This is a genomic window from Streptomyces sp. NPDC101227, from assembly GCF_044767545.1.
Classification (GTDB): Bacteria; Actinomycetota; Actinomycetes; order Streptomycetales; family Streptomycetaceae; genus Streptomyces.
Map to the genome: position 1 here is coordinate 108,510 of NZ_JBIWOD010000010.1, position 25,883 is coordinate 134,392.

Below are 25,883 nucleotides of genomic sequence, written 5' to 3' on the forward strand. Positions count from 1 at the left end.
CTGACAGCCCGCCGAGCGCACCTCGTCATCTTGCCTGCCGGGCCGCCCCGATGTTGACATTACATACGGCCGACCGCATTCTTTGGTGATGACTTCGACATCCTTCACCGAGGAGACCGACCCGTTCTGCCTGGCCACAATCGATGCTGCGGCGATGCTGTTCGATGCCCCCTGGCAGCGCTACGCCGTGATCGGGGACAGCCTCTCCGCGGGGACGGGAGACAAGAGCGTCGGCTACGGGAACCAGGGTTGGTCCGCTCGATTCGCGCACATCCTGCGGCAGGTGAGGCCTGATCTGGCCTACCTGAACACGGCGGTGAACGGTGCCACGACGATCGACACCCTCGACCACCAGATCGACGAGATGCGGAACTTCGCCCCGGACCTGCTGCACATTCCGTGCGGCGCCAACGACCTCCTGCGCCGCTCACCGGATTTCGGGGAGATCGAGCAGAACATGCGCAAGATGTACGACCTGGCGGCTGAGACGGGTGCGGAGCTCACGACGTTCACCCTGGGGCGCTCCTACGTCGTGCCGGTCTTCCCCGACTGGACGGAGCGCGTGCTCACCCTGAACGACCTCACGCGCGCCCTTGCCGACGAGTATGACGCCGTCGTCGTCGACATGTGGGATCACCCGGTCAACTCCCGGGAGGGCCTGCTGAGTGCGGATCACATCCACTTCTCCACGTCGGGTCAGGCCGTCATGGCGAGTGAGATGGTCAGGGCACTGGCCGCCACCCTGGCCCGCCGCACGCCCTGAGCTTGAGATTTAACCTCAGCTCAGCCACCGTGCCGGCATGACATCGTGGGCTCGTGTACACCTTCACGGCAGACCGGCCCAGACCCCTGACAACATGCTGGCTTCACTGGTTGGCGGTACCGACGGGGACCAGGCAGGGGTGATGGCGTCCCTGGGGCTGACCCAGCCCAGCCCTGTGACATTCGAGGTCGCCGAAGCGGCAATCGACGCGGACGGTCATCTGGGATTCAACGAGGAGCCTCAGGGGCGCCCCCGGGTGTACGTGAGCCCCGAACTCGGTGGATGGACCCTGGTCATCGGCCGCTGGTGCAACCTGTGCGACAGCGAGCGCGGCGACGAGGTCCTGCGTATGTGCGTGGAGCTCAGCGAGCGCTACGGGCAGGCGCAGGCCTACTACTACGGTGCGCAGGGCGACGGTTCGGCCTGGCTCATCGCTGAGCGGGGCATCGTTGTGCGGCGTTATTGCGAGACCGGAGAGGGTGAGGATCATTACCTGACCTTGGGTGAACCACTGCCGTATGAGCGGGCCCGGCGTGCACAACTGGGACTGTCGCGCACATGGGACGCGGCGACTGAAAGCGACGAAGACGAAGAGGAGTGGAGCCTGGCCACCTACGGCATGGCACCTGAGATCGCCGCCGCACTCAGCATCAGCCCACGCGACCTCACCGCGGAAACCCGCACGCACGGCACCGGAGTACTCGCCCTCACTCCGCCACGAGTCGGCCGGACCGGGACATCACCCATCGGCCCTGCGGCAGGCTGAACCCTCCTCGCCCCACAAGCTCGGGTTACGGAACACCGGTACAACGGACCACCTCACCGCCAGCGTTCCCAAACGACGTCGCTACTTCCTTCAGCGTCTTCCGACGTGGAACAGAACCGCCCTCCACCTCTCGCCCCGCCCCGCCGTCACGCCCGGCGGGCCGGTCGCGCACGTTCCGCTCGCGCGTGATGTCCGAGGAGATCGCCTGTCGCGCGACGCCGTGTGCTGTGCACGGCTACGGGCCGGGTTCGGCACTCAATTCCTGGAACGGGACACGCTCGGCGTTGTGACAGGCCCGGACTCCTTCGCGCACCGGGCCATACGCCCCAGGGCCACTGAGGCGGTGCGTGTCGACCGACGCCCGTTCCCCGCTCAGCCGGTGTCCGCCGGATTCGAATGCACTCGCCTGCCCACAGTACAAGCACGGCGAGAATGTCCCGGAGTTTGGTTCCGGACAACTCCGCCTCCGAGTCATCCACCTCGATGCGCAACGGTCCAAGCGCTCTCGTACGCGCTCTGATACCCAGGGCCGGCAAAGTCCGCATTGCCGAAGGAATTCCTCACATATGCCAAGGCGGCCGCGAGCCTTATCTCGCGGCCGGCGGCGCGGTGCACGGCCCGTATGTCCGTGTAGGCGGCCCGCGCGAAAGGGTGGGTTCTCCCGGGCATCGCACACAAGAGGTACGATCGACCGTATGGAAACTGGGGCGCGAACCTTCGTCACACGGGCAGACGCGGTGTCGATCACCGACAAGCGCCTGCTCAAAGGGGCGCGAGCGCGTGAGACCGCGCTGCGGCGCGCCGTCGACATCGCCTCCCTCGACGGGCTGGACGACGTGAGCTTCGGCCGTCTCGCGACCGATACGGGCATGAGCAAGGCGGGCATCCAGACCCTCTTCAGGTCAAAGGAATTGCTCCAGCTCGCGACCATCGACTATGCGCGCGATATGTTCATCGATGCGGTCGTCCGCCCGGCGAGGGAAGCGGCCCCCGGAGTCGACCGGCTGCGCTCTTTGATTGAGCACTGGTTTGATTACGCCAGAACTCCGCTGTTCGAAGGCGGCTGCTTCCGCGTCGCGAACATCGCACGTTTCGACAGCAAGCCGGGAACGATCCGCGACGCCCTGGTCCGTCATCAGCAGGAATGGCTCGACACCATCGGGACGGAATTGCAAAACGCCGTCGAATCCCACGAGATCGCGGAAATCGACATCGATCTCGCGGTCTTCCAGATCGATTCCGTACTCTGCGCGGCCAACACGGCGCTGCGCCTCGGAGACGAAGACGTCATCGCCAAGGTTCGCCGCACCGTGGAAAGTCTCCTGAAAACGGCCTGAACCTGGACTCTCCTCGCGCCGGTCGGGCGGCGCAAGAGGTGCCGGCGCCCTCGGGACTCGCTCCCCCAAGGCGCCGGCACCTGCTGCACGTCGTCACGCCTTCGTCGTCGGCGCCTTCGGCAGGAGGAACACCAGCAGGGCCGCGAGCGCCGCGATGGCGGAGGTCGTCAGCGACGTCAGCGCGAAAGCGTGTCCCGCCGCGTGCACCTTGTCGCCCGAGGCGGCGCCTGTCTGGAAGGAGCGGAAGAACACCGCTCCGACGACCGCCACGCCCAGCGCACCGCCGATCTGCTGGGCGGTGGACAGCGAGCCCGAGGCCATGCCCGCGGACTGCGGATCGATCCGTGCCAGGACCGTATTGAGCAGCGGCGTGATCAGGAACCCGCCGCCCACGCTCTGCAGCATCAGGGTCGGGATGATGAGCAGGGGCGTCAGACGAGGCCCGGACAGCAGCACCACGGCGGTCGTCAGATAGCCGACCATGAGGACGACTGCACCGACCTCCAGTACGCGGCGGCCGTACTTCGGAACGAGCCGTCCGGCGATCAGGCTGCAGACGAAGAAGGTCGACGCCGCCGGCGTGTAGACCAGCCCGGAACCGAGGGCCGACATGCCCAGCCCGTCCTGCATCGAGACGGACAGCGCAAGGTAGTACGAGGTCAAAAGCGCGTACACGGCGAGGACCAGGACGATGCCGAGCGAGAACGAGCGCTGCGCGAAGAGGGACAGCTTGATCAGCGGCTCACCACCGCGCCGGTCGACCGCTCGCTCCAGCGCGACGAAGAGCGCGAACGCCACCGCGCTGCCCGCGAAGCACGCCCACGTCCACCAGGGCCAGCCGGCGTCCCGCCCCTGGATGAGCGGGTAGGCGAGCAGCAGCAGGGCTGCGCTGAGGACCACAACGCCGGGCACGTCGAGCTTGCGGGTCCGCTCCGCCCGCGACTCCGGTAGGTACTTGAGGGTCAGCAGGATCGTGACGATACCGATGGGGACGTTCACCCAGAACACCGAGCGCCAGTCGGAGCCGAAGAGGTTCGCGCCGATCAGGAGGCCACCGACGACCTGACCGCTGACCGACGCCATGCCGAGGACGACCCCGAGGACACCGAAGACACGGTGCCGGTTCTGCGCCGAGACCGTCAGCGTGATGACGGCGAAGACCTGCGGAACCATCAGGGCCGCGCCGAGGCCCTGGACGATGCGGGCACCGATGAGCACGCTGGGATCGCCGGCCATGGCGCAGGCGATGGACGAGAGCGTGAAGACCGCCGTTCCGATGATGAAGACGCGCTTGCGCCCGTACAGATCCGCAAGCCTGCCGCCGGTGATCATGAGGACCGCGTAGCTCAACTGGTAGCCGGCGAGGATCCATTGGAGCTCGCTCGCGGTCGCTTTGAGATCGGTCTGGATGGCCGGGCCGGCCACGACGACGATGTACGAGTCCAGGATCGCCATGAACATACCGATCATGACGGTCGACAGGGCGGCCCAAGGCACCGCACCCCCTGGGCCGGGCTGCGCGCTGGGCGCCGCCTTCAGTGTGGGGCTGGCATTCGACATGTGAGGCATCCCTTTCGCGGCAAAGCGCACTGGCCCAGTGGTCCCGAGCTCCACCAAAGAATACGCACGACCGTATGTCTACTGCAATCGGTTATCCCCCTGGGTCAGTGGCCACCCGCCTCCCGGTCGGGCCGGCGGACGGCCCGTCAGCAAGGGGTGCCGTTACCCGGGTAGGGCTGACGGTTGACGCCGTTGGGGTCGAGGAGCCGGCTGCGGCAGCCCCCGAGTTCCACACGGAACCCAGTCACCGTGCTGCCCGGATGGACCGTCGTGCCGTCGTGCCGTCGTGCCGTCATGTCGTCACGCCAGGCGTCCTGGATGGTCAACCCGCCCCTGCCGGCGATGTGTTCGCCCGCGTACCGGAGGGCCATGGACGGCATGTTGTCGTAGGTGACGCCCGCCCCTGCGGGAGCGGGCGCACGCAATTCGCCGGCAGCCGGCGCACCAGCGTGAGAAGACGCAGTTCACGGGCCGTCCGGTCAACTCCGGCACGGGCCAGGGGGTCCGACGAGCCCGCGGGCTACCGGGCCGGTGCGCGGACGCGGCGGCGGAGGAGGCGGAGGCCGAGGCCGACCCGCCCGGGGAGTGTCACGCCCCGGGCTACCGCAGCTCCCGGCGAGATGGTCTCCCGGCAGGGGGTCTCCCCAGTCCGGCCTCAGCGCTCTGGGGCCCACAGCCAGGACCGGCCCGCCCCCCCGGCCTCACTCCTCGTCAAAGTCCGTGCCCCGGCTGACCGCCTCCCAGGCGGCCGCCTCCTCGCCGGCGGACTTCAGCTGGGTGGCGATGGCGTCGGAGGCGTCGTTGCCGAGGGCCAGTCGCAGCGGGGTCCGCTCGGCGGCCAACGCGGTCAGGATCGCCGCGGCAGCTTTGTCGGGGTCGCCCGGCTGCTTGCCGTCGCTGTCCGGGAGCCCGGCGCGGACCGGGCCGACCGTCTCCTCGTACGCGTCCAGGGGCGCCGACTGCCGCAGCGCACCGCCGCCGGCGAACCCGGTCCGGAACGCCCCCGGCTCCACGACCAGCACCTTGATCCCGTGCGGGGCGACTTCCAGGGCCAGCGCCTCGGACAGTCCCTCCAGGGCGAACTTGGTGGCCGAGTAGGCGCCGACGCCGGGGAAGGAGAACCGGCCGCCCATGCTGCTCATCTGCACGACGGCGCCCGAGCCCTGGCGGCGCATGTGCGGGAGCACGGCGCGGGTGAGCGCGGCGGGGCCGAAGAGGTGCAGGTCCATCAGGTCGCGGAGTTCGCGGTCGGTGGTCTCCTCGACGGCGCCGACCTGCCCGCGGCCGGCGTTGTTGACCAGTACGTCGATCCGCCCGTACCAGAGGATCACCTCGGCGACGACGGCGGTGATGCGCGCCGGGTCGGTGACATCGAGGGCGACGGGGACGACGCGACCGGGGTGCGCGGCGGCGAGTTCGCCGAGGGAATCGGGGCGGCGGACGGCGGCCACCACGGTGTCGCCGGCCGCGAGGGCCGCCCGCGTGATCGCCTGCCCGAAACCGGAGTTGGCGCCGGTGATCAGCCAGACCTTGCCGGTTGCGGAGCGGGTGGGGGTGGCGGCGGGGGCGGGGGCGGCAGCGGTGCGGACGTTGTCGCTCATGGAGATCTCCAGGGTGGTTGCGGAAGCCGGTCGGAGGGCCGGCCGGTGAACACGGCCGAGGCGATGTCCCGGCGCGTGTCTCCATTACGCCCGCCGCCCGGCCCCGCCGTCCAAGACAGAGATCCACACGATCGATAAAGACCGTTTATCGCCGCTGGTTATGATCTCCCCATGGAGCTGCGGCAGTTGAACTATCTCGTCGCGATCGCCGAGGAGGGGAACCTCGGCCGGGCGGCGGCGCGGCTGTACGTGAGCCAGCCGGCCCTGTCGTACGCACTGCGGAAGCTGGAGGCGGAACTCGGCGTCCCCCTCTTCGAGCGGCACCCCGGCGGCGTGACCCAGACCCCTGCCGGGCGCGATGTGGTGGCCGAGGCACGCCGGACCGTACGCCAGGCGGACCGTGTCCTCGCCGCGGCGGAACGCCACCGGCACCAGGAGAAGGCGGTGCTCCGGGTCGGCTTCGAGGCAAGCGGCGCGGGCGAGTTGACCACCCGGGCCCGGGCCGAGTTCGCCCGCCGCAATCCGGACGTCCGGGTGGAACCGAAGCGCTTCGACTGGGGCCAGGAGGCGGCCGCCCTGCGCGACGGCCGCGTGGACGTCGCCTTCGTCTGGCTGCCCGCCGACCTCACCGACCTGCACGCCGAGGTGGTCCACACCGAACCCCGGGTCGTCGGCCTGCCCGTCGGACACCCGCTGGCGGGGCGTACGGGAATCGGCATCCTGGACGTCAAGGACGAGCCGCTGCTGTGGACGGAGCGGGCGCCGCGCGACTGGGTCGACTGGTGGGCGGTGAACCCCAGACCTGACGGCTCCGCACCGCACTGGGGACCGAAGAACGACAACGTCGAAGAGATGCTGGAGCAGGTCGCCGACGGCGCCGCGGTCTGCTTCGCCCCGTCGAGCATGGCCCTGTACTACGCCCGCCCCGACCTGTCCTGGGTCCCGCTCACCGACGTCGAACCGCTGAGGGTCGCCCTGGCCTGGTACGAGGGCGCGAGCAGTCCCCTCGTACGGGGCTTCGCCGAGGTGGTACGCGAACTCGCCGCCGCTCTGCGGGGGGACGGGGCCGCCGGTTCAGGCGGCGAAAGCGGGGACGGCGCAGGCCCGGCCCGGGGTTAAGGGCGGACGGCGAGGGGGCAACTCCCGCTGTTCTTAGGCTACTTGGTCACCGTTCCATGCGACTACGGGCAGTACGCCGACGCTCCGCAGAGCAGCAGCAGCTTCTGCGCCGGCGCCTTGCCCATCCGCCACGTCCGCCATACGGATACAGGTCCGGCTCGGACCCGCCGAACACCACAGTCGCGGTGCGCCTGCCGTCGAGCACCGGCGCTCCCACGACAGGGTTCGCCCCGCTACGCAGGGCGTAGAACGGGATCGATCTCTGCCAGGATTTCCTGCAGCTGACGAGCCCCCAGGGCAACGCGGGCGTCGGTGTCCCGCGATACCTCCTCGCACAGCCGTATTGCGTTGTCCCGATCGTCGGAGAAGATGCCGAATACATCGACGATTGCGGTGTGGATCCAATCGCTGTGAGGGGAGTTGGCGACTGCCAGTGCCGAGGCGACTATCGTCAGCCCGGCCCTGTCCCTTCGCCGGAGCAGTGCCTCTACGGTCCGCCGGGTGACGAAGGTGTCACCTGGGTCGAGCACGAGCTCAAGCAGCGGCCCGAAAGCCTCCTGCGTCTCGGCGAACCCTGCCAGGCCGTGACCGGCATCCGCCCGGTCACGGTAGTCATGACTTCGCCCGAGCTCGCCGAGCACCACGACAGCTGCATGCCGCAGGTCACCGTTCACTGTCCACCTGCCTGTCCACCCCTCCCACGAATTCCGGTCAAAGTACCGCCGAGGTGCCCTGCGGGTAATCGCCAGGACCATGCCTGAGTGGCCTCTGCCGATCCGCCGTGGCCTGGGCCGTCGTTTCGTTGGGACTCTCTGACTCATCGGTCCGGGCCTGCCGTTAACGGATGCGCAGCGGGCACGGACCGAGCCGTTGCTCCCGGACCGGACGCCGGCTCGCTTGCGTGTTCCCCGTCGGCTCGGGCGCCCCTCCTCCATGCCGGATGTGGTTCCCCATCGCCCGCCTCTTCCGCCGGTTCACACGGCGATCCAGGAGGAGTGGGCCCGCCGTACGCACCGGCTCGACCTGCGGAGCGCGATTCATGGAGCTGCGGGAGCGGTGGGTGGCGGAGGGGCGGACGAGGAGCAGGGGCCGGTTTCTGGTTCCGGTGTCCCCGTACGCCCGTTACAGGCCCGCCTCCGCGCCCAGCAGTAGGTGCCAGGGCCAGCCGTCCGTGGCGGGTGGTTTCGGGGCGCCGGGGAGGAGTTTGCGCGTGGCCTCGGAGACGGGGGCGCGCAGGATACCGATGGTGCTGTCGACCAGGTTGGCGGTGAGCAGAGCCACCCGCCGTGCATTGCCCCGGTTGCCGGGTCGCATGGACTGCTCGCAGGCGGCCAGGGCGCGGACGGCGAGCATCATGGCCAGGGCGAGCCGGGTGCGCAGTACGGGTTCGGGGAGGTCGTCCAGGAGCTGGGCCAGCGCGGTGAAGACGGTCTGGACGCTGTGCGTCACCGTCGGGTCGGCCCGTACGAGGGTGTCCGTCCAAGGAGTCAGGGATACCTGGGCGAGGAACCGCAGGTAGTGGCTGTGCTCGTCGATGGTCTCGGCCAATGGGCGGAGCAGGGCGTCGACCAGATCCTCGAGGCTCGGGTGCTGCTCGTGCTGCTCGTGCAGTTCGGCGAGTACGGCTTGGCGGCGGGCGTTCACCCGGCCCGTGTGCCGCTCGAAGATCTCCAGGATCAGGCGTTCCTTGTCGCCGAAGTGGTACTGGGCCGCCGATTTGTTGCGCTGCCCCGACGCGGCGGTGATTTCCCGTAGCGAGACGGCGTCGATGCCCCGCTCGGCGAACAATCGCAGCGCCGTCTCCGCTATGAGCTCGCGGGCGGCGTTTCCTCGGGGTGCGCTTGCGCCGGGTGCGGTTCCCCCGGTCGAGCTCTCTCCCGCTGCACTTCCTCTGGCCATGGGTCCACCGTAAGGCATATACCTTAATAAGGCGCCTGCCTTAATTGCGCTGCCTGTGCTTGCCATGCCCTCGACGATCCCATTTCCGTTATCCAGGGAAGGACCAGGACCACCGTGCTGCCCCTCACCCCCAAGTCTCGGCGCACCACCCTCGTGGCCACCGCCCCGCTCGCCACGCTCGCCGCCCTGACCCTGACGGCCGTTACGGCCTGCGCGCCGGCCGCGCACCCAGGCAAGGGGCAGACGCGCCCCGCGACCGCCCGTCCCGTACCGGGCAGCGAGGTCCACAACCCCGCCATGGCGCAGGACGGCCGCAGCGCCATGCACGGCGACAGTTACGCGAGCAACACCCAGCCCCAGGGCGGCCCGCTGGGGCAGCACCCCCGGGTGACCTACGCCGGCAAGGCCACCAACCCCAAGGAGCCTTCCCAGTGCGCCACCGCCACCTTCCTGCGCAACGGGCTGATGGTCCTCCACTGCGGCGGTGCCTCGCGCCGGCCGACCCTGCGGCTGGAGGACCCCAAAACGCTCAAGGACCTGGCCTCGTACGAGCTTCCGGTGCGCCCCTCCACGTACCAGGCGGCCGCGACCCACAACCCCGCCGTGATGTTCGCCGACACTTCGGGCTCGTACTACTACCTGGACGATCACGACCGGATCGTCATCGCCAGCGCGGACCAGCACATTCGGCGACTGACGGTGCGTCACACCAAGTCATCGGGTGGGTCTGGGAAGCCCGGCAAGCCCGGCGCCCCTGACAAGCCCGGGAAGTGGCAGTTCCAGCGGACCGACGACTGGAATCTGCGCCCGTACCTCCCGCACGACTGCGCCACCACCGCCCATCCCACTCCCAAGGGCGAATGTGATCCGGTGACCGCCGTCCAGCCGGATTACCACGGTCTGCTGTGGTGGGCCAGCGGCCACGGCCGCGTCGGTACCGTCGATCCGAAGACCGGCGAGGTCAAGACACTCGCCCTCAAGGGCGAGCAGATAGAGAACTCCTTCTCCACCGGCCCCGACGGCACCTTCCTCGCCACCGACCACGCGTTGTACCGGATGCGGGCCAGGCCGGACGGCACCCCGGAGATCGACTGGCGCGAGACATACGACCGCGGCAGCCGCGTCAAGCCCGGCCAGATCAACCAGGGCACGGGTGCCACCCCGGCGCTGCTGGGCGACGACTACGTCGGCATCACGGACAACGCCGACCCGCGGATGCACGTCCTGGTCTACAGGCGCGGCGACCACCCCAAGGGCGACCGCCTGGTCTGCTCCGTCCCCGTCTTCGCCCCCCACGCCGGAGCCACCGAGAACTCGCTCACCGCCTGGGGCAACGGCTTCTCCGTACAGAACAGCTACGGGTACCGGTCCATCAGGACGACCCGGGGCGGCAAGAACATCACCGCCGGCATCACCAAGGTGGAGGTCAACAGGGCAGGCGACGGCTGCAAGGTGGCGTGGCGGAGCAAGGAGCAGTCCCCGACGGTCGTCACCAAGCTCTCCCGCTCCAACGGACTGCTGTACGCCTACGCCAAGCCGTCCAACAGCAAGGGCGCGGACGCCTGGTACCTCGCCGCCATCGACTGGCGCACGGGTGCCACCCGCTTCCGGGTCCGTACCGGCACCGGCGAGGCGTACAACAACAACTGGTCGCCGATCACCCTCGGCCCGGATGGCTCGGCGTACGTCTCGACGTTCGGGGGGATCGTGCGCGTCCACGACCGGTAGCCGTCGAGGCCGTGGTGCCCTTGCCGGGCAAGGGCATCGCAGGCTCGATCCACCGGGTAATCGCCGTTCCAGGACTTGGGCATGGCGCCGCGGATACCCTCTGACCTGGGGTGTGGGGACTGCCCACTGCCCACGGCTGCATTTCCACAAAGCAGGAGAGCTTCTGGCCCTTGCTGGAGCCCTTGGCTTGCTCTCTCACCTTCTTCGAGTTCTTCTGGGCGTCCTTTCCCTCCTCACATCCGTGTTAGCCGGGAGTTAGCGGAGCGGCAGCCTCGCGATAGCGGCGCCGACCAGAGTGGGTGACGTACCGAGGAGACAACGACACCGACTGTCCTTGGGGGGACCCCGAAATGAACTCCAGCACCACTGTCCGCACCGCTCGTCGCCGCACCCTGCGGATCGCCGCCGCGGCCCTGACCGCGGCAGCCGGCCTCACCCTGGCCGCCTGCTCCGGCGCGGACGCCGCCGACGCGAAGTCCGTGGGGCACACGAAGACGAGCTCGGCCGCCGCCGAGTCCACCGCCTCGGGATGGTCCGGAGTGCAGAGCTCCGACCCCAAGGCGGGCGCCGCGGACAAGCAGTCAGGCAAGCAGCCGGGCAAGCAGTCGGGCAGCTCGCCTGCCGCCAACGGTGGCAAGGCAGCATCCCCGGTCCGCACCCAGCGCCTGGCGGACGGCATCAGCAAGGCCGAGATCTACAAGCTCGGCGACCAGCACTACCGCGCCAAGATCGTCGCCCGGGGTTCGGTCCTGGCCACGCTGGAGACGAAGGGGCACGACGACGGGCTCGATGCCAACGACATGTTCGTCACGCTCACTTTGGACGGCCAGGTCCACTCCTGGATGGGCGGCGGACACCAGGGACCGGGCACCTTCAAGCTCGCGGGCGGCTGGACGGCCAAGGTCACGAAGGTCGGCGAGCTGCGGTACCGCGCGCAGATCATCGGCCACGACGGCGTAGCCGCCACACTGGAGACGAACCAGCACGACGTCGGGCTCGACGCCAACGGCATCTACATCGTGCTCAGCAGCGGCGGCGTGATCAGCGCCCACGAGTAAACACCCGCCCGGCCGCGGCGGTGGAGCCGCCTCCGGCGGGGCGGCTCCACCCCGCAGTGACGGAAGCATCCGACACCGGTGCTGGGTGCCCGCCCGTCAACCAGGAAGGCACCACCCACCCGCCCGGCCACCTTCGTCAGCCCCATCGGCTGACCGCCTCGGGTTGCCCTGGACAGGAGCCAGGACCTCTCTCCGCCGTGGCCGTGGCCGTGCCCATGGCCTGGTACAGCGTCATCCGCTCCCAGGTGTGTCGGGTCGAGCTCGGTGCGGTGCGGCACCTCCCGGCATTTCCTGCCCGCCTGGCGACGAACCGCGCAAGCTCGGCTCCGCAACCCCGAAGCGGGCAGGCCGGGCCACGCGGACGCCGGTCGTGGAGTCGATTACGCCGAGCCCTCCAGGGCGGCGCGCCAGACGGGGCTGTCGACGTAGTGGTTGTCGAAGCGTTCCGAGGACTCGGCGATCTCCTTGGGGTCGGCCTCGCCACGCATCACACGGCTCAGCAGGCGCAGGTAGTCGAACCGGCCCATGCCCGGGGTGAACACGAACAGGACGTCCGCCTCGGCGTCGGGGGCCGCGGCGAAGGCATGCGGGGTGTGCGGCGGAACTGCCAGGAAGTCCCCAGCGTTCAGGACGGTGACCTCCTCGCCCACCAGCACCCGCAGGGAACCGCTGATCACGATGAACAGCTCCGTCGCCTTGGTGTGGAAGTGGGCCGGTGCGCCCACCGCCCCCTTGGCGAAGGTCGAGCGGTAGCTCGTGAAACCACCGCCGGTGCCGTCCGACTCGCCCAGCAGGGTCATCACACTGCTCGGATCGGAGCAGGTCTCGGCCTCCGCACAGCGGGTCAGCAGCACCTGGTCGGGCGCAGAGGTCGTGGATATTGCGGATGTTCCTTCAGTCATGATCAAGACTCTACGATGCGAAATGGCCTGCTGGCCAGGCCATTTAGATGCCGAAACCTTGGGTCAATTTCGCATTGGTCATTGCGCTACCGAGGATCAGCGATACCAGTTCCGTGCTCTCCTGGTGGATCACGGTCCCGGTCCAGTCCGCGCTTCCCGACGTCGAAGGTTCCTCCTGTGGGTCACGGAACCAGCCGCCGGGCCAACTCCAGCACCGGGCGGCGTCGGCCCGGCTCACGGCTCACGGTTCACGGTTCACGGTTCACGGTTCGAGTCGATGGTCAACTCCCTGAAAAAATCGGCGAGTTGGTCGACAATCCCCGCGGCATCGTCTGCGGCGTGGCGGGCGGCCGGCCCCGGTTATTTCTCCGGGCGGATCCAGGTCCGGGCGAGTTCCGCGACCCAGGTGGTCGCCGTGTTCGGAGTGGCCGGGGGAGCGCCGACGATGACGAGTTCGGTGACGCCTGCCGTACCGAGTGCGGCCAGGTGCTCCGGGGTGCCGTCGCTCAGCGCGACGGCGACCGTGAGCTCGTCAAAGGCGCGACCGTGCCGGGCGCATTCGTCGGCGAGAACGGCGATGTGCGCCGGGACGTCGGCCACCGGGACGTTGAAGCCGTACCAGCCGTCGGCGAGCGTGGCCGCGCGGCGCAAGGCGGCATCGCTGTTGCCGCCGACCACGACCGGTAGCCGGCCGCCGCGCAGTGGCTTCGGGTTGACCCGGATCGCGTGGAAGCGGGTGAACTCCCCTGCGAAGGAGGCCGGGTCCTCGGCCCAGAGGGTGCGCATCGCGGCGAGGTACTCTTCGGTGCGCCGCCCGCGCCCGGCGAAGGGCACTCCGAGCGCCGCGAATTCCTCGGCCGACCAGCCGACCCCGACTCCGAGGCTGAACCGCCCGGCGGAGAGCACGTCGAGGGTGGCGGCCTGTTTGGCGACCAGGACCGGGTTGTGCTCGGGCAGCAGGAGTACGCCGGAGGCGAGCTCGATGCGGCTGGTGACCGCCGCCGCGAAGGTCAGTGCAAGCAGCGGGTCCAGCCAGTCCGCGTCAGCGGGCACGGCGATCCGGCCGTCCGCGGCATAGGGGTAACGGGAGGTGGGCGCGTCTACGAGCGCCACGTGCTCGCCGCACCAGAGCCTCGCGAAACCGTGCGTCTCCGCGGCTGTGGCCACGGCACGGATCACCTCGGGGCGGGCACCGTCACCGATACCGAGCGCGTGCAGCCCTACTCGCATTCTCCACCTCCGCCACGTCACCTTAGGGGCGAAGTGCGAAGCGCGGACGCGCTCGGATGACGCGGCGCGCCGCGCGCCGCGCCCGGAGGCGCAGCGGGACGGCTTTCGCCGCCACCACGCCATCCGCCGCGGCCCTGACCGCCTCCCGCGGTCGGCGAGTCCTCATGCCGTGGAGGGCGTGGGAAAGCTGCATACGGCCGGTGGGTGTGGTCGCTGGCTTCGGTACTGGCGGGTCCCAGCGTGTTCCGGGATCGTTATGCCTGCCGCTCGGCGCAAAGACCGGCGCGAGCAGGAGAACGTTCTTGGCCTTCTCCCTGCGCTGGGTTGGACTCTCCTTATCCTGGCCGTATGACTGAGACGCACACCTATGACGTAGCGATTGAATGGACCGGCAACCTCGGTTCAGGTACGGATAGTTATCGTTCCTTCAGTCGTGCCCATGAGGTTCTGGCATTGGGGAAGGTGCCTATTGCTGCCTCCTCCGACCCGGCCTTTCGTGGTGATTCGTCCCGCTGGAATCCCGAGGAGCTGCTGGTGGCCTCGGTTGCTCAGTGCCACATGCTCTGGTATCTCCACCTGTGCGCTGTTGGCGGGGTGAACGTTGTCGACTACGAAGACCGCGCTCACGGGGTCATGGCTATGGACGCGGACGGTGGGGGAGGCCAGATAACCGAAGTCGTGCTTCGTCCCGAGGTGACCGTTGCGGAGGCGTCGATGGTGGACAAGGCTCGCGCACTGCATGGCGAAGTGCATTCGGTGTGCTTCATTGCTCGCTCGGTGAACTTCCCCATCCGGCATGAGCCGCTTATCCGTGTTCAGTAGGGGAGGCCAACAGGGGCACGCGTTGCGTTCGGCAGCCGGCCGGTGAGCGCCTGGGACGGGGCATAGGTGCGTGAGCTGGGATCAGTTGCGTGGTTTGGCACGTAACTGATCCCAGCCGATGCGCACAACCCTGCCGACCGGTCGGGGCCGGTGGGGATGGTGCGGCGGCCGGTCCGGCGCCGGACGATGCGCCCGGCGACGCGCGCCATCTCGTCCCGTGCTGCCAGGTCGCCCGTCCGTTCTGCGCCCGGGTGAGTTCGTAGGTGCCGGGGACGGCTGCGGACGCCGCAAAGCCATGGGGGTCAGAGTCTAGGCAGGCGAGGGTCCGCCGGGCGGAGAGCTGTGGGCAGGCCCGACCGGCGGTGACGGATCTGGGGGCCGAGTACGGGCTGACCAAACGCTGGACCGGACGTACCCCGTGGGAGAGATGGTCCGCCTCGTCCGGATTCGCTTCACGTATCAGTGCAGGATTTCGGCCCGCAACCTCTCATTCGGCGTCGCGATGTCCCAGTAGCGAGCAGTGCCCCGTGCGTTTCTGTAAATGCCCGTGCCGCCGGTGATGGCCATGTCCAGCGAACCCTTTCCGCCGCCCCAGAGTGACTGCATCGTCAGAGAGCCACGTTCGAGTTCTATCGTGATCAGGCACTGCGTCGTGAGTTCTTTGCCGTTGACATGAATGACCTGACACGACCCGCCCCCACGTCCGACTCTGCGGCCGTCCCTTATGGCGGAGCCGGAGTAGACGTCCATATCACCCAAGCTTGGCCCTGCCGGACCGAGATCAGTTGCCGCTTGCTGCTCGTTCTGAATCTTGAGTTCGAGGACCTCGACTCGACCCCTTTCCGGGGTATCGGCGTCAGCGCTGCCTACAGCACAGACGCCGACCACGGCGGCGGCCAGCGATATGGCGAAGAGCTTTATGCGCCTCGCTCGTGGGTTGCCGTTCCGCCGCTCTCCCCGATGCACGTCGGCGGTTCCCGGACTACTGGTGATCATGGTGATTCCTCCTCGCTGTGATCTCCCTGTGCGAACAACTCGACGCTATGACTGGTGAGTCATCCTGTCTAAGATCAATATCGCTATGGCGTCATAGTCTCGGAGGCATGGTGGAGCTGAACTCGCTCAGGCAGTTCCTCGCGGTGGCCCGGCTGGAGCACCTCAGCCGGGCGGCCGACGAACTGCACATCGCGCAGCCGTCGCTGAGCCGCACGATCGCCCGGTTGGAGAGCGAATTGGGCGCACCGCTTTTCGACCGGAGCAGCCGGCTCCGACTGAACGACGCGGGCAAGCTCTTCCGCGATCACGTCGAACGTGCCCTCGGTGAACTCCAGGCAGGACAACGCGCCGTCGCCGAGGCCACCAGCGACGGCCTGGGCACCGTGAGACTGGCGTCGGAAACGTTCCTCACCCTCACCGGCCCGCTGGCGGCCTTCAAGCGCGCCCATCCCTCTGTCGAAATCGAGCTCCAGTGGTCGCCGGCCGAGGACATGGTCCGACGCCTGCGGGGCCGGGATGTCGACCTGTGCGTCGCTTCGCAGCCGATCCGCGCCGAGGGCCTGGAGACAGTGCAACTTTTCGACGAGGCGGTGGGGGTGGGTATGCCAGCCGATCATCCGCTCGCAGGCCGTACGTCCGTGAGCATCCAGGAACTCGCCGACCAGCCCTTCGTCACCGCCCGCGAGGGACACTGGCTACGCCGGCTGCTCGATCAGCTCTTCGCCGCCCGAGGCCTCACCCCGAAGATCGTCTGCGAAAGCGACGAGCACAGCGCCATCGCGGACCTGATCAGCGCGGGACTCGGCATCGCTCTCGTTCCCTCCTTCGCCCGCAGCAAGGCCACCCGTACCGCCCTCGCCTGGATCCCCGTGGACAGCCCCGACTGCCGTCGCACGGTGACCCTGTGCTGGGGCGCCGGCAGTCACCTGTCGACCGCCGCCCGGCTGATGCGCACCACCATCACCAGCTGGAACTGGGGCACCGGCAAGCCCGAGGAAAACCACTGAAGACCGTTCCGGTCTCAGTGGCCCGCGACGGTCTCCCGCTCCACGTCGCAGTCGTGCCTCGAGGGCGTGGCGGAGCCTCCGGCGCCACCTGCTGAAACGGTTCCCGCAACTCGTCGCGCACCAGCCACTCGGCGCAAGGTCGAAGAGCGCGTGGCGGCCTTCGTCGCCGCGTACGGCATGGAGAACTTCTTCCGAGGCCGGGCTTCGGCAGCGTCGGTGGCGACGCCAGCCGGCCCAGCCGATTTCGCGGACCTGGATCGACTCGGCATGCGGCATGCGGCATGTACCGGGCCGGATAAGGCTCCTGGAGCTGCCTTGGCGAACCCTGGCGCGGGAACCGTTCCCCCGGATCCTGCGTGACCTGTTGAGGTGTTGTCGGCTGGTGGTGAGGGGACCGAATGAGAGCGCGGACGATGGTGAGCGTGGCGGTGTCGGCCTGTGTGGCGCTGGTGGCGTGTGGGTGCGGTCCGGAGAAATCCAAGGAGGACACCGGCGCGAAGCCTTCGCAGCCGTCCGCGTCCACGCGGGCCGAGGAGCCGTCGGCCACGCCGTCCGCGTCCGCTCGGACCGAGCAGCCGTCGGCCGAGCCGACCGGCGACCAGCCCGCGCCCAGGACGAAGGAGGGCGCGATCCAGCGGTACGAGCAGTACCTCCACGCCCTGGGCCGTGAGGACATCGACACGGTCTGCGAAGTGGCCGGGCCCGGCGCGAAGAAGGCCCAGGACCAGGGGATCGGGCCGTGCACGGCGACGTACGTCGCCGTGTTCCAGATGATCTCGCCCGCGCAGAAGAAGGCCCTGCAAACGGCGACGGTCGACCCGCAGCGCATCGCCGTGCGCACGCCCAGCAAGATCGAGATGCCGGTCGAATCGGTCAGGGCCTCCGTCACCTTTTCCGAGAGCGAGCTCGGCAGTTGCACCCTGGAGTACCTCAAGAACGACTGGTACATCACCGACTGAACCCGACGCGCCGTGCGCGGAGCCGCCCGACGGACGGCTCCGCGCGCATGTCACCCGGCGGCCGGCCGACCGGCGCCCGCCGACGACCTTCAGCCCACACCGTGATCCGGCACGGCGCCGGGTCAATTGACCTCAATTTTCGCCACACAAATGCACCCTGAATCGGGTCTCTGGGCTTCCTAGAGTGGTACTCACAACGGCGGCGAACGGGCCGCAGAACTGAGGAGACCTCATATGACCAGCCAGAACATCGACTTCCCCACGCTGCTCACCCGGGCCGCGGAGGCCGAGACGACCAGCGACCCCAGTAGCCTGATGACGCTGCTGGCCGATTCCGACACCACCGGCGGTCTGCTCACCAGCTACCGCTCCACCTTCGCCGAGGGAGCCGTCGGCGCCCCGGCCCACTTCCACACCCGGGCCGCCGAGCTCTTCTTCGTCATCGACGGCGCGCTGCGCGTCCTGGTCGACGAGGAGATCACCGTGCTCGAGGCCGGGGACTTCCTCCTCGTCCCGCCGCACACCCCGCACGCCTTCGCCGCCGCCCGCGGACGCGAAGCCGACGTGTTCTTCGCCTTCACCCCCGGGATGGCCCGCTTCGACTACCTGCGTCTGCTGGACCGGGTCATGCGCGGCGAGGCGAGTCCCGAAGAGATCAAGGCCTCGTCCGAACGCTTCGACAACCACTACGTGGACAGCCCCGTATGGAACGCCGAACTCCACGGCTGAGCCGGCCCACGGACCGCCGACACACCGAGCGCGTCCAAAGCTCAGCGGATGAACACGACCCACACCACGGAGCCGAGGAAGAGCACGCCTCCGCCGAACAGGCCGACGACCGGAGATGTGCGGTGCTTCCGGGTGAACACCCTTGCACTCTCCGGCTGTTCGGGCAGGCAGACGACCGGCACATGGCTTCCGAGGTCCAGCCCCAGCCCCGTCCCTATCGCGACGGGCCGGAACCTGACGGGCCGGAACCTGACGGGCCGGCCCTGCCGGTCGGTGAACTCGATGACGGGTGTCAACATTTCGTCCGACGCCGCCTGCTCCTGGACCACCACCCCCTCGGCGTGCAGCGGGTACCGGCTCAGCCGCAGCTGTAGCCGCGCCTCCCGAGCACCGGCCCACAGACCCATCAGGCCCGCCACCGCGGCCAGCCCGATCCCGATCGCTTCACCCGACATCGGTCCCCTGCTCTCCCTCGTACCGCGCCCACCCGGCACGGGCCGCGCATCAGGATGACGCGGCACGCTGGTTCACGAAGGTGCGCGGGCGCGCCGGCTCCTCGGGCCTACCTGGTGTTGGTGAGGGTGGTGCGCAGGAAGGGCCGGTGGCCGCTTCGCCGCCGGGCACGTTCGAGGCGCAGGTGAGGGTGCCTCGGCGTTGAGGGGGCCTCGGCGTTGAGGGTGCGGGCCGTGCGGGCCGGCTCGGGCCAGTCGGCCGACGATGAATGCCAAGCTGAGGGGCCGTTGAGGAAGCAGGTCAGGAGATGAGCGAGCGGCCTGTGGGCGCCAGCCGCAGTATCCGGGGGGCTGTCGTCTGTTCTCGCCTGATGCCCGGCAGGATCGCGTCCCGCGCGAGGGGATGCGCCTGCACATCGGCACGGTGCCGCCGGTGAGAGCTCTCGTCGGGGTACGAGGTGAAGACGGCCGCGACGTTCTCCCCGGTGCGCACCGGCAGTCTGGGGAACGTGTTGTCTGCCGTCTCGGTGATGAGGGCGGCGATCGGCGCCGGTCCCGTTTCGCGGAGCACGGGGAGGAGACCGTCCCGGATCAGTGCGATGCCGTCATCTCGCCCGGGAGGGAAGGACCACACGGTCGCGGACACGAATCGCCTCGGTGTCGGAGCACCGGCCTGGGGCCGCTCGGACGGGAAGCGGGCGAAGACGCTCCCGTCCGACAGGGGCCGCAGGAGGAGGACATCGTCGGAGTCGATCATGGTGGCATTGGCCTGGGGCCCGTGCTCGGCCCAGACGGGGCCACCGTAGAAGGCCGCCAGCGCGCGGTGGCGCGTGGCCATGTCCGCGAACCCCCGCAGCCAGACGAAGCGATCCGGATCGTCGAGATCCCGGAACTGGCCGAGCACGATCATCCCGGTCTCTTCCTGGGTTTCGACGAACTCCCGGTCGAACAGCTCGATCAGCTCGTCGCGTCGGCCCGGACGCAGCGTGTACTGGCGAAGCTCGATCACAGCGGGGCCGTCGACAGGGTCGGTGGGGGGCACGGCAGGCTCCTGTTCGGTTCTCTTCCGCGGGCGCGGGTTCCCGGCTCGTTCGGTGGGAGCCGGTCGCGAGCCGACGGTAGGGGCGCCGTGTGCCAGGGGCTGTCAGGGTTTCCGAGGAGAATGCGTCCATGTCTGCCGGTCGACTGTTGTCAGTGCTGCTGTTGCTGCAATCCCGTGGCCGCATCTCCGCGCGGGGGATCGCCGACGAGTTGGACGTGTCCGTACGGACCGCCTACCGCGACCTGGCACGTCTGCAGACCGCCGGGGTCCCGATCTATGCGGAACCGGGCCGCGGAGGCGGCTACCAGCTGCTCGACGGCTACCGCACCCGCCTGACCGGGATGAGCGAGGGCGAAGCACGGGCGCTGTTCTTCGCCGGACTGCCGGGCCCCGCCGCCGACCTGGGGCTCACGGCGGAGGTGACGGCCGCACGACTGAAGCTGCTGGCCGCGCTGCCGACGGGACCGCGCGAGGAGGCCGAGCGGACCGCGGCGGTGTTCCACCTGGACGCGCCGGGCTGGTACCGGGAACCGGAACAGACGCCGTATCTGCCCTTGTTCGTCGACGCGGTGCTCACCCGGAGTGCGGTGGACGTGCGCTACCGCCGTTGGCGCGCGCCGCAAGAAGTACAGCGCCGCCTTCGCCCCTACGGCCTGGTACTCAAATCCGGCGTCTGGTACCTCGTGGCCGCTACGGAGAGCCGAACGGCGACCTACCGGATCACCCAAGTCCTCGACGCGGTGCTGAGCGACGAGCGCTTCGACCGGCCGCAGGACTTCGACCTGGGCGCGTACTGGACCTCCTACCTCGAAGAGTTCCAGACCCGCCGCTTCACCGGCACCGCCACCATCCGCCTGTCGCCACGGGGACGCCGACGTCTGCCGGACAATGTCCCCCCTGAGGTGGTGCGGGCGGTCGACTCCACCGCGACCGGCGTCGGCGACGACGGATGGGTCGAGGCGGTCATCCCGACCGAGAGCACCGCGTACGCGTGTGGTGAGCTGCTGCGGCTCGGTATCGACGTCGAGGTCGTCGCCCCGGCCGAACTGCGCCAAGCCATGGCCGACACGGTAGGCGTACTCTCCAGAGCTTACGGACTCGCCTGATGCCAGGGATGCGCCTCCAACGCGGTGAAGGCACCCCGCTCACTCCGACGACATCGAGTGAGAGCGCAACTCCTGCTTCGAGCGGTCCAACAACCCGCCGCAGTCACCGAGCCGCCGGCGTCACGGCGGATACGGATGCTGCCCATCAGCCGAGCAACGGCCGCCGAAGTCGGTCGTGGCCGGCGGCCCGCGACCACTGCGGGAGGCCGCCCGTCCAGGGCGAGGCTGAGAACTGATCGACGCACACACACCACGGGCCCCGGGGGCGGTCATGCTGTCCCCGGGGCCCGGCTCTTGGAGTGGCACCGTTCGGCGATGCGGTCCGGGTCTCGGCCGGTGGCCCGTGACGACTCCTCCAGTACCCCGGCGACCTTCGGGGCCTACCTGCGGAGACGTCGCGGGATCGCCGACGCGATGCCTAGCTCGTGTAGAAGCGCTTGACCGCCTTGAGGAACTCCTTGTAGCTCAGCTGTCCGTTGCCGTCGCTGTCGAGCGTCGCGAAGTAGCTCGACGCCTCGGGCTGCGGCATACACAGGAAGTCGGCCGCGCGGAGAAACTCGTCCTGGCTGACGCTGCCGTTGTCGTCGCTGTCGAGGACGGCGAAGAGGGTCTGGCAGACCTCCCCCTTGCCCGGCCGCTTCGGGGAACGGAATTCGGGCGAGGTACGGGTGGCCACGTACTCGTCAGCGCTCAGGACCCCGTCGCCGTCGGCGTCGCCAAGAGCGAGGAAGGAGGCCCACTGGGTCTCGTTGGCCTGCATCAGGGCCTGCGCCTTGGGGTCGTCCTCCGGAATGCCGAGGGCGGCGAGGAGCTTGCGCGGCGCACGCAGGAAGTCGGTACGGTCGACGGTCCCGTCGCCGTCGGCGTCCATGCGCCGAAATTCTTCGACGATCGCGTTATTGCTGGTAGTGGTCATACCGACACAGCCTGCCAGCTGGGGGATCGGGCAGAAGCCCCTCACACACCTGCTACCCCTCATGAGTGAACGGGAAGTACTGCCCGACCCGACCCGACCCGACCCGACCCGGCCCGGCCGGGCCCGGGACGCCTACGGCTACCACCCGTACGAAGATGCCGAGTGGGGCCGCAGGTTCCGTAGCAGTCCTGCGCCCCTTGGGTCCAAAACGGGCGTGCTCGGAAGCCGGCTCAGGCAAGCACGGCCGCTTTCGGGGACCTAGCCGCGGTCGAAGAGATTGGGCAGGCCGGACCGGTACCTGATCTCGTCCAGCTTGTGGAGGAAGGCCAGCTCGGGAGGACGGTAGAGGTTCCGGACCCGGCAGCGGGGTGCGGTCGAACGGTCCGTGTCCAGCAGGGCGTTGACCGCTCGCCGCGCAGACTCGTTGGCGCCCTCCATCGTCGCGAGATCGATGTCGGTGGCGACGTAGTCGCCGGCCAGGTACAGGTTCGGCACCGCCGTGCGGCTCGACGGCCGGTCGTACCAGGTGCCCACGGGGTGGATGAGCAGCTGCTCACGATTGGCCGGTGAAGGTCCGCCGAGGCCGGTCACCGCCGGGTCCATGAACCACGAGTGCAGGTCCGCGTCGGCGAGCACCCGCCGCCCGGCGCCGTTCAACCCGGCCTTGAGCTGGGCCCAGACCTCCCGGCGAACCTCGTCAGGGGTGCACTTGATCCCGGGCTTTCCGTACAGGATCCCCGGCTTGTCCCATGCGGAGATGTCCACGGAGAGGCAGTCGGCCACCTCTCCGTCCCCATAGGCCGAGCGGAAGTCACGCCCCTTCCAGAACTGCGCCTGACTGACGGAGGTGAGCGCCCACGGCGAGTCCACGTGGATCACGTGCCCGCGCACGAGGGGCGTGCGGGTACGCAGGTAGAACTGCACGCCGACCATCCAGGCCGTCCGGAGCCGGTCGCAGCGTTCGAGCTGGGGGTCGGCAGCGCGGAGATCGGCGCCCCAGCCGGCGCGGGCGTCCTGGACGGGCATGGCGCTGATGTAGTGGTCGGCTGCCACGGTACGGCCCGCTGAGCTGCTGGTGGACCTCACCCTGACGCCTGTGATCCGGCCGTCGGCGTAGCCGAGCTCCTCGACCGCGGTGCCGAACGCGAACTCGACGCCGAGGCCGCGGAGGTGGTCCTCCCAGGGCGTGATCCATGCCTCGCTGGTCGGCGCGTTGAGCACCCGGTCGATCTCGCCGTCGTTGCCTCGGCCGAGCAGGTTGTAGAGGAACGCCTGGGTGAGGCGGCCGACGGTGCGCGTGCTCGCGACCTCGGCTTGGATGGCGACGAGGTCCCGGGTGATCCCGACGCCGAGCAGCTGCTGATACTCCCGTGACATGGCCTCGGCATTGATGAATTTCCACCACGGCACCCTCTCCCACTGCTCGATCCGCCGGAGCTCGCAGCTGGTGATGTGGACGAGGAGGCGGCCGAGGAAGTGAGCGACCTCGGTGGGCGGCAGGTTCGGCGAGGTGTCCAGAAGCCCGATCAGGCTTTCCACCAGAGTGCCGGGCAGCAGCGACGCCGAAGCGGGTAACGACAACAGCGTACGGACCGGAAACCGCACGTTCCGACGGCCGCCGCTCCGGACCACGAGGCACTCGGGGGCGGTCACCAGATTTCCGTGGACGCTGCCCGACTTGTTCGGATACGGGATGCGACGCAGCGTGTCCGGGAGATTGCGATAGAACCCCGGGAAGAAGCGGAAGCCGTGCTCACCGGGCAGCGGGAGACGTCCCCCGGTGCCGCTGCCCGGGACGTCCATGCTGCGGGCCTTGCCGCCCGGTACGTCGTTGCGTTCGTACACCGTGACGCGGTAACCGCGTTCGGCGAGTTCATGTGCCGCGGTCAGCCCCGCGACGCCGCCGCCCAGCACCGCCACCGACCCGAGATCACGGCTCTTGGACACAGCGATGCTCCTTCTCGTCGTTGTTGCCGGCGCACTCATGGGCGCGGCCGTCGAACGGAAACTCAGCCGAAGCGACCACGAGCGCCACCGACATGAGTGGAAGTCGGTCTGATCCTGGACCGCCTGGGCATCCGCGAAACCGGAGCGATCGGGCCATCAGACGCAGCTGAGGCAGGCACTCGCACGAGGCGAGAACCTCTTCCGGCCGCGGCCTCGTAGTGCCGTCGGCCGGAGAGCATGGACCGGACGTCAGGGGAACGGCGTCGGTCGCGGGGAGCGGGCGATCAACACCTGGTTCACATCGATCGCGGTCGAAGAGACCTAGAGAATCGCCAATCCGCCCTCATCGAGCAGCACCGGCTTGAGGACGAGAGCGTCCTCGTAGAAGCGGGTGTGGCAACTGAAGCAAGCCGGTCCTCCTCTGTGCCCGACCGCCCGGCTTTGCAACCAGTGCAGCAACTGTTCCAGCAAGGTGAGGTCGTCACTGTGGAGGACCTGGCGCGAAGACAGGGCCCAGCCGCGGTCAGTTGGTCCGTCGCGGCGGGCCAGTTCGGAGTAGACAACCCCGCCGATCCTCGGGTCCGCAGGTCCGCGCTCCGCCAGCAGCGGGTACCGGTCGATCTCCCACTGGTCTTCAGGCAGGGGCTCGCCCTTCTCGTCGACGGTCACCATCGGCCAGCAATCCACCACGATGGTGAACCGCTCCGGGCGCGAGTCATGCCCAAGGTGCCAGCGAAGCTCGGCTATCTCGGCTTCTGTCAGGTCAGCCGGAAGTTCGGCCGTGAGGAGAACCTCATGGATATCTGCCACGCTGCGGCATGCTACTCAGCTCGAAGAGACACCCGACAGGCCCCGGCCGGCCCAGCCATCATGCCTCCGGCGGGCCGACTGTCATAGGGGAGCCCTAGAGTCCTGCGCATGTCCCGTCACACGCCCAACCGTCCGGTCGACGTGGAGAGCCTGTTTCCTGAGCTGCTTCCCTTCCGCCGTCAGTCCGTCCGTCTGCACCCGCGTCCCGGTTCTCCGACCTGCAAGGACAGTTCCGTCGGAGGTCCTTTGCGCTGGCCCGCTGAGGAGCCGTGGCCGGTGTGTGGGGAGGAGCACTACGACATGGATACTGTGAGCCGGCTGGAGCCCGCTGTGCCCATGGTTCCTATCGTGCAGGTGCATCGTGCCGATGCGCCCGGGGTGCCGTTCCCCGAGGGTAGGGACCTGTTGCAGGTCTTGTGGTGCCCCTACGCCCACGGCGAGTTCTGCTACCCGCTGCCCCAGGTCCACTGGCGGGCCGCCGGTGCCATCGGCGAGGTACTACCGACCCCGGCACCGGCGGCCGGGCTGCCCGAGGACTGGTACCCGGCTCCCTGTGTGGTGCACCCGGAGCAAGTGACCGAGTACCCGAGCGGGGACCTGCCCGCTGACGTCAACGACTCGCTCGCAGGCCGCTTCAACACACTGTTCGCCGAAACCGGCCTGCGGTACTCCTACCACCTCGCGGATGCCCCAGGGATCAAGCTGGGCGGCTACCCGGGCTGGACCCAGGAACCGTGCTGGCCCGACTGCGAAGGGTGCGGCAGCCGGATGCAGCACCTCCTGACCGTGGCCAGCTGGGAGTTCGACGGCGAGTCCTGGCGCACCTGGCTTCCCGAAGAGGACCGAGGTGACGACAACGATGCGGCCGGCCGGCGCTGGGACCCCGATGCCCACAACCCCGCCGGACTGTGCCTCGGTGACGCCGGCGGCGTCTACATCTTCGAGTGCCGCACCTGTCCTGAGCGCCCCATCGGGCACTGGTTCGACTGCTCATGACTTCCGGGCGCCGGCGCACACCCGCTGCGTGAGCACCGGCACAAGCACACCGCGAAGTGCAGCGGCCAGGCGTTCTCGAAACTCAGCACGACGGTTCCTCAAGTCCTTTCCACAGCCGCAGTGGGTGGCGTGGCAGCA

Annotated in this window: 25 protein-coding genes; 12 read left to right on the plus strand and 13 right to left on the minus strand. The window is 68.9% G+C overall.

Annotation, left to right across the window (positions count from 1 at the left end; genetic code table 11):
• Nucleotides 1–88 precede the first annotated feature (88 nt).
• From ACIRPT_RS23835 to ACIRPT_RS23845, 3 genes are all read left to right on the plus strand, one after another.
• Complete coding sequence (locus ACIRPT_RS23835) at nucleotides 89–763, plus strand: SGNH/GDSL hydrolase family protein (RefSeq protein ID WP_403830259.1); 675 nt, start codon at nucleotides 89–91, stop codon at nucleotides 761–763.
• A 94-nt stretch (nucleotides 764–857) separates the two neighbouring features.
• The gene (locus ACIRPT_RS23840; RefSeq protein ID WP_403830261.1) at nucleotides 858–1,529 is read left to right on the plus strand and encodes a hypothetical protein; all 672 of its coding nucleotides are present in this window, start codon (nucleotides 858–860) and stop codon (nucleotides 1,527–1,529) included.
• Nucleotides 1,530–2,224: 695 nt separating this feature from the next.
• Nucleotides 2,225–2,866: a TetR/AcrR family transcriptional regulator gene (locus ACIRPT_RS23845; RefSeq protein WP_403830264.1), complete on the plus strand. Its 642-nt coding sequence runs from the start codon at nucleotides 2,225–2,227 to the stop codon at nucleotides 2,864–2,866.
• A 93-nt stretch (nucleotides 2,867–2,959) separates the two neighbouring features.
• Here ACIRPT_RS23845 and ACIRPT_RS23850 read toward each other — a convergent pair whose 3' ends face one another.
• The 3 genes from ACIRPT_RS23850 to ACIRPT_RS23860 form a co-directional block, all read right to left on the minus strand.
• On the minus strand, nucleotides 2,960–4,426 hold the full coding sequence (locus ACIRPT_RS23850) for an MFS transporter (protein ID WP_403830266.1): 1,467 nt from the start codon (nucleotides 4,424–4,426) through the stop codon (nucleotides 2,960–2,962).
• 146 nt (nucleotides 4,427–4,572) lie between these two features.
• The gene (locus tag ACIRPT_RS23855; RefSeq protein WP_403830268.1) at nucleotides 4,573–4,797 is read right to left on the minus strand and encodes a hypothetical protein; all 225 of its coding nucleotides are present in this window, start codon (nucleotides 4,795–4,797) and stop codon (nucleotides 4,573–4,575) included.
• Nucleotides 4,798–5,127: 330 nt separating this feature from the next.
• On the minus strand, nucleotides 5,128–6,027 hold the full coding sequence (locus ACIRPT_RS23860) for an oxidoreductase (protein ID WP_403830271.1): 900 nt from the start codon (nucleotides 6,025–6,027) through the stop codon (nucleotides 5,128–5,130).
• Between the two features lie 171 nt (nucleotides 6,028–6,198).
• On the opposite strand from ACIRPT_RS23860, the gene ACIRPT_RS23865 reads away from it, so the two are divergent.
• Nucleotides 6,199–7,146, plus strand: coding sequence for a LysR family transcriptional regulator (locus ACIRPT_RS23865; protein ID WP_403830273.1), 948 nt, complete (start codon nucleotides 6,199–6,201; stop codon nucleotides 7,144–7,146).
• Nucleotides 7,147–7,379: 233 nt separating this feature from the next.
• On the opposite strand, the gene ACIRPT_RS23870 is transcribed toward ACIRPT_RS23865, so the two are convergent.
• Both ACIRPT_RS23870 and ACIRPT_RS23875 read right to left on the minus strand, forming a co-directional pair.
• Nucleotides 7,380–7,820 (minus strand): hypothetical protein, encoded by a 441-nt coding sequence (locus ACIRPT_RS23870; RefSeq protein WP_403830276.1) that lies wholly within the window; start codon nucleotides 7,818–7,820, stop codon nucleotides 7,380–7,382.
• Nucleotides 7,821–8,268: 448 nt separating this feature from the next.
• The gene (locus tag ACIRPT_RS23875) at nucleotides 8,269–9,045 is read right to left on the minus strand and encodes a TetR/AcrR family transcriptional regulator (protein WP_403830278.1); all 777 of its coding nucleotides are present in this window, start codon (nucleotides 9,043–9,045) and stop codon (nucleotides 8,269–8,271) included.
• A gap of 114 nt (nucleotides 9,046–9,159) precedes the next feature.
• Between ACIRPT_RS23875 and ACIRPT_RS23880 the strand changes: the two genes are divergently transcribed.
• Both ACIRPT_RS23880 and ACIRPT_RS23885 read left to right on the plus strand, forming a co-directional pair.
• Nucleotides 9,160–10,773 (plus strand): hypothetical protein, encoded by a 1,614-nt coding sequence (locus ACIRPT_RS23880; protein ID WP_403830280.1) that lies wholly within the window; start codon nucleotides 9,160–9,162, stop codon nucleotides 10,771–10,773.
• A 350-nt stretch (nucleotides 10,774–11,123) separates the two neighbouring features.
• Complete coding sequence (locus tag ACIRPT_RS23885; protein ID WP_403830282.1) at nucleotides 11,124–11,831, plus strand: hypothetical protein; 708 nt, start codon at nucleotides 11,124–11,126, stop codon at nucleotides 11,829–11,831.
• A gap of 380 nt (nucleotides 11,832–12,211) precedes the next feature.
• Here ACIRPT_RS23885 and ACIRPT_RS23890 read toward each other — a convergent pair whose 3' ends face one another.
• Together ACIRPT_RS23890 and ACIRPT_RS23895 are read right to left on the minus strand one after the other, a co-directional pair.
• Nucleotides 12,212–12,733: a cupin domain-containing protein gene (locus ACIRPT_RS23890; protein ID WP_403508740.1), complete on the minus strand. Its 522-nt coding sequence runs from the start codon at nucleotides 12,731–12,733 to the stop codon at nucleotides 12,212–12,214.
• A gap of 360 nt (nucleotides 12,734–13,093) precedes the next feature.
• Complete coding sequence (locus ACIRPT_RS23895) at nucleotides 13,094–13,963, minus strand: LLM class F420-dependent oxidoreductase (protein WP_403830285.1); 870 nt, start codon at nucleotides 13,961–13,963, stop codon at nucleotides 13,094–13,096.
• 348 nt (nucleotides 13,964–14,311) lie between these two features.
• On the opposite strand from ACIRPT_RS23895, the gene ACIRPT_RS23900 reads away from it, so the two are divergent.
• Nucleotides 14,312–14,785, plus strand: coding sequence for an OsmC family protein (locus ACIRPT_RS23900; protein WP_403830287.1), 474 nt, complete (start codon nucleotides 14,312–14,314; stop codon nucleotides 14,783–14,785).
• 459 nt (nucleotides 14,786–15,244) lie between these two features.
• Here the strand turns inward: ACIRPT_RS23900 and ACIRPT_RS23905 are convergent, their stop codons facing one another.
• On the minus strand, nucleotides 15,245–15,781 hold the full coding sequence (locus ACIRPT_RS23905; protein ID WP_403830289.1) for a hypothetical protein: 537 nt from the start codon (nucleotides 15,779–15,781) through the stop codon (nucleotides 15,245–15,247).
• A gap of 107 nt (nucleotides 15,782–15,888) precedes the next feature.
• On the opposite strand from ACIRPT_RS23905, the gene ACIRPT_RS23910 reads away from it, so the two are divergent.
• From ACIRPT_RS23910 to ACIRPT_RS23920, 3 genes are all read left to right on the plus strand, one after another.
• On the plus strand, nucleotides 15,889–16,788 hold the full coding sequence (locus ACIRPT_RS23910) for a LysR family transcriptional regulator (RefSeq protein ID WP_403830291.1): 900 nt from the start codon (nucleotides 15,889–15,891) through the stop codon (nucleotides 16,786–16,788).
• 398 nt (nucleotides 16,789–17,186) lie between these two features.
• The gene (locus ACIRPT_RS23915; RefSeq protein ID WP_403830293.1) at nucleotides 17,187–17,747 is read left to right on the plus strand and encodes a hypothetical protein; all 561 of its coding nucleotides are present in this window, start codon (nucleotides 17,187–17,189) and stop codon (nucleotides 17,745–17,747) included.
• Nucleotides 17,748–17,981: 234 nt separating this feature from the next.
• Nucleotides 17,982–18,476, plus strand: coding sequence for a cupin domain-containing protein (locus ACIRPT_RS23920; RefSeq protein WP_403830295.1), 495 nt, complete (start codon nucleotides 17,982–17,984; stop codon nucleotides 18,474–18,476).
• Nucleotides 18,477–18,517: 41 nt separating this feature from the next.
• Here ACIRPT_RS23920 and ACIRPT_RS23925 read toward each other — a convergent pair whose 3' ends face one another.
• Nucleotides 18,518–18,931, minus strand: a complete 414-nt coding sequence (locus tag ACIRPT_RS23925) for a DUF3592 domain-containing protein (protein WP_403830297.1) — start codon at nucleotides 18,929–18,931, stop codon at nucleotides 18,518–18,520.
• 298 nt (nucleotides 18,932–19,229) lie between these two features.
• Entirely contained in the window at nucleotides 19,230–19,970 is a 741-nt protein-coding gene (locus ACIRPT_RS23930) for an NIPSNAP family protein (RefSeq protein ID WP_403830299.1), read from the minus strand.
• A 128-nt stretch (nucleotides 19,971–20,098) separates the two neighbouring features.
• Between ACIRPT_RS23930 and ACIRPT_RS23935 the strand changes: the two genes are divergently transcribed.
• Nucleotides 20,099–21,076 (plus strand): helix-turn-helix transcriptional regulator, encoded by a 978-nt coding sequence (locus tag ACIRPT_RS23935; protein ID WP_403830301.1) that lies wholly within the window; start codon nucleotides 20,099–20,101, stop codon nucleotides 21,074–21,076.
• Between the two features lie 418 nt (nucleotides 21,077–21,494).
• Here the strand turns inward: ACIRPT_RS23935 and ACIRPT_RS23940 are convergent, their stop codons facing one another.
• From ACIRPT_RS23940 to ACIRPT_RS23950, 3 genes are all read right to left on the minus strand, one after another.
• Nucleotides 21,495–21,992 carry an EF-hand domain-containing protein gene (locus ACIRPT_RS23940; RefSeq protein WP_403830303.1) on the minus strand — a complete coding sequence of 166 codons (498 nt, stop codon included), beginning with the start codon at nucleotides 21,990–21,992 and terminating at the stop codon, nucleotides 21,495–21,497.
• A 258-nt stretch (nucleotides 21,993–22,250) separates the two neighbouring features.
• Nucleotides 22,251–23,978 carry an FAD-dependent oxidoreductase gene (locus ACIRPT_RS23945; protein ID WP_403830305.1) on the minus strand — a complete coding sequence of 576 codons (1,728 nt, stop codon included), beginning with the start codon at nucleotides 23,976–23,978 and terminating at the stop codon, nucleotides 22,251–22,253.
• 282 nt (nucleotides 23,979–24,260) lie between these two features.
• Complete coding sequence (locus ACIRPT_RS23950) at nucleotides 24,261–24,749, minus strand: hypothetical protein (protein WP_403830307.1); 489 nt, start codon at nucleotides 24,747–24,749, stop codon at nucleotides 24,261–24,263.
• A gap of 348 nt (nucleotides 24,750–25,097) precedes the next feature.
• On the opposite strand from ACIRPT_RS23950, the gene ACIRPT_RS23955 reads away from it, so the two are divergent.
• A complete protein-coding gene (locus ACIRPT_RS23955) occupies nucleotides 25,098–25,745 on the plus strand; it encodes a DUF1963 domain-containing protein (RefSeq protein ID WP_403830310.1) in 648 nt (215 codons plus the stop codon).
• Nucleotides 25,746–25,883: the final 138 nt, after the last annotated feature.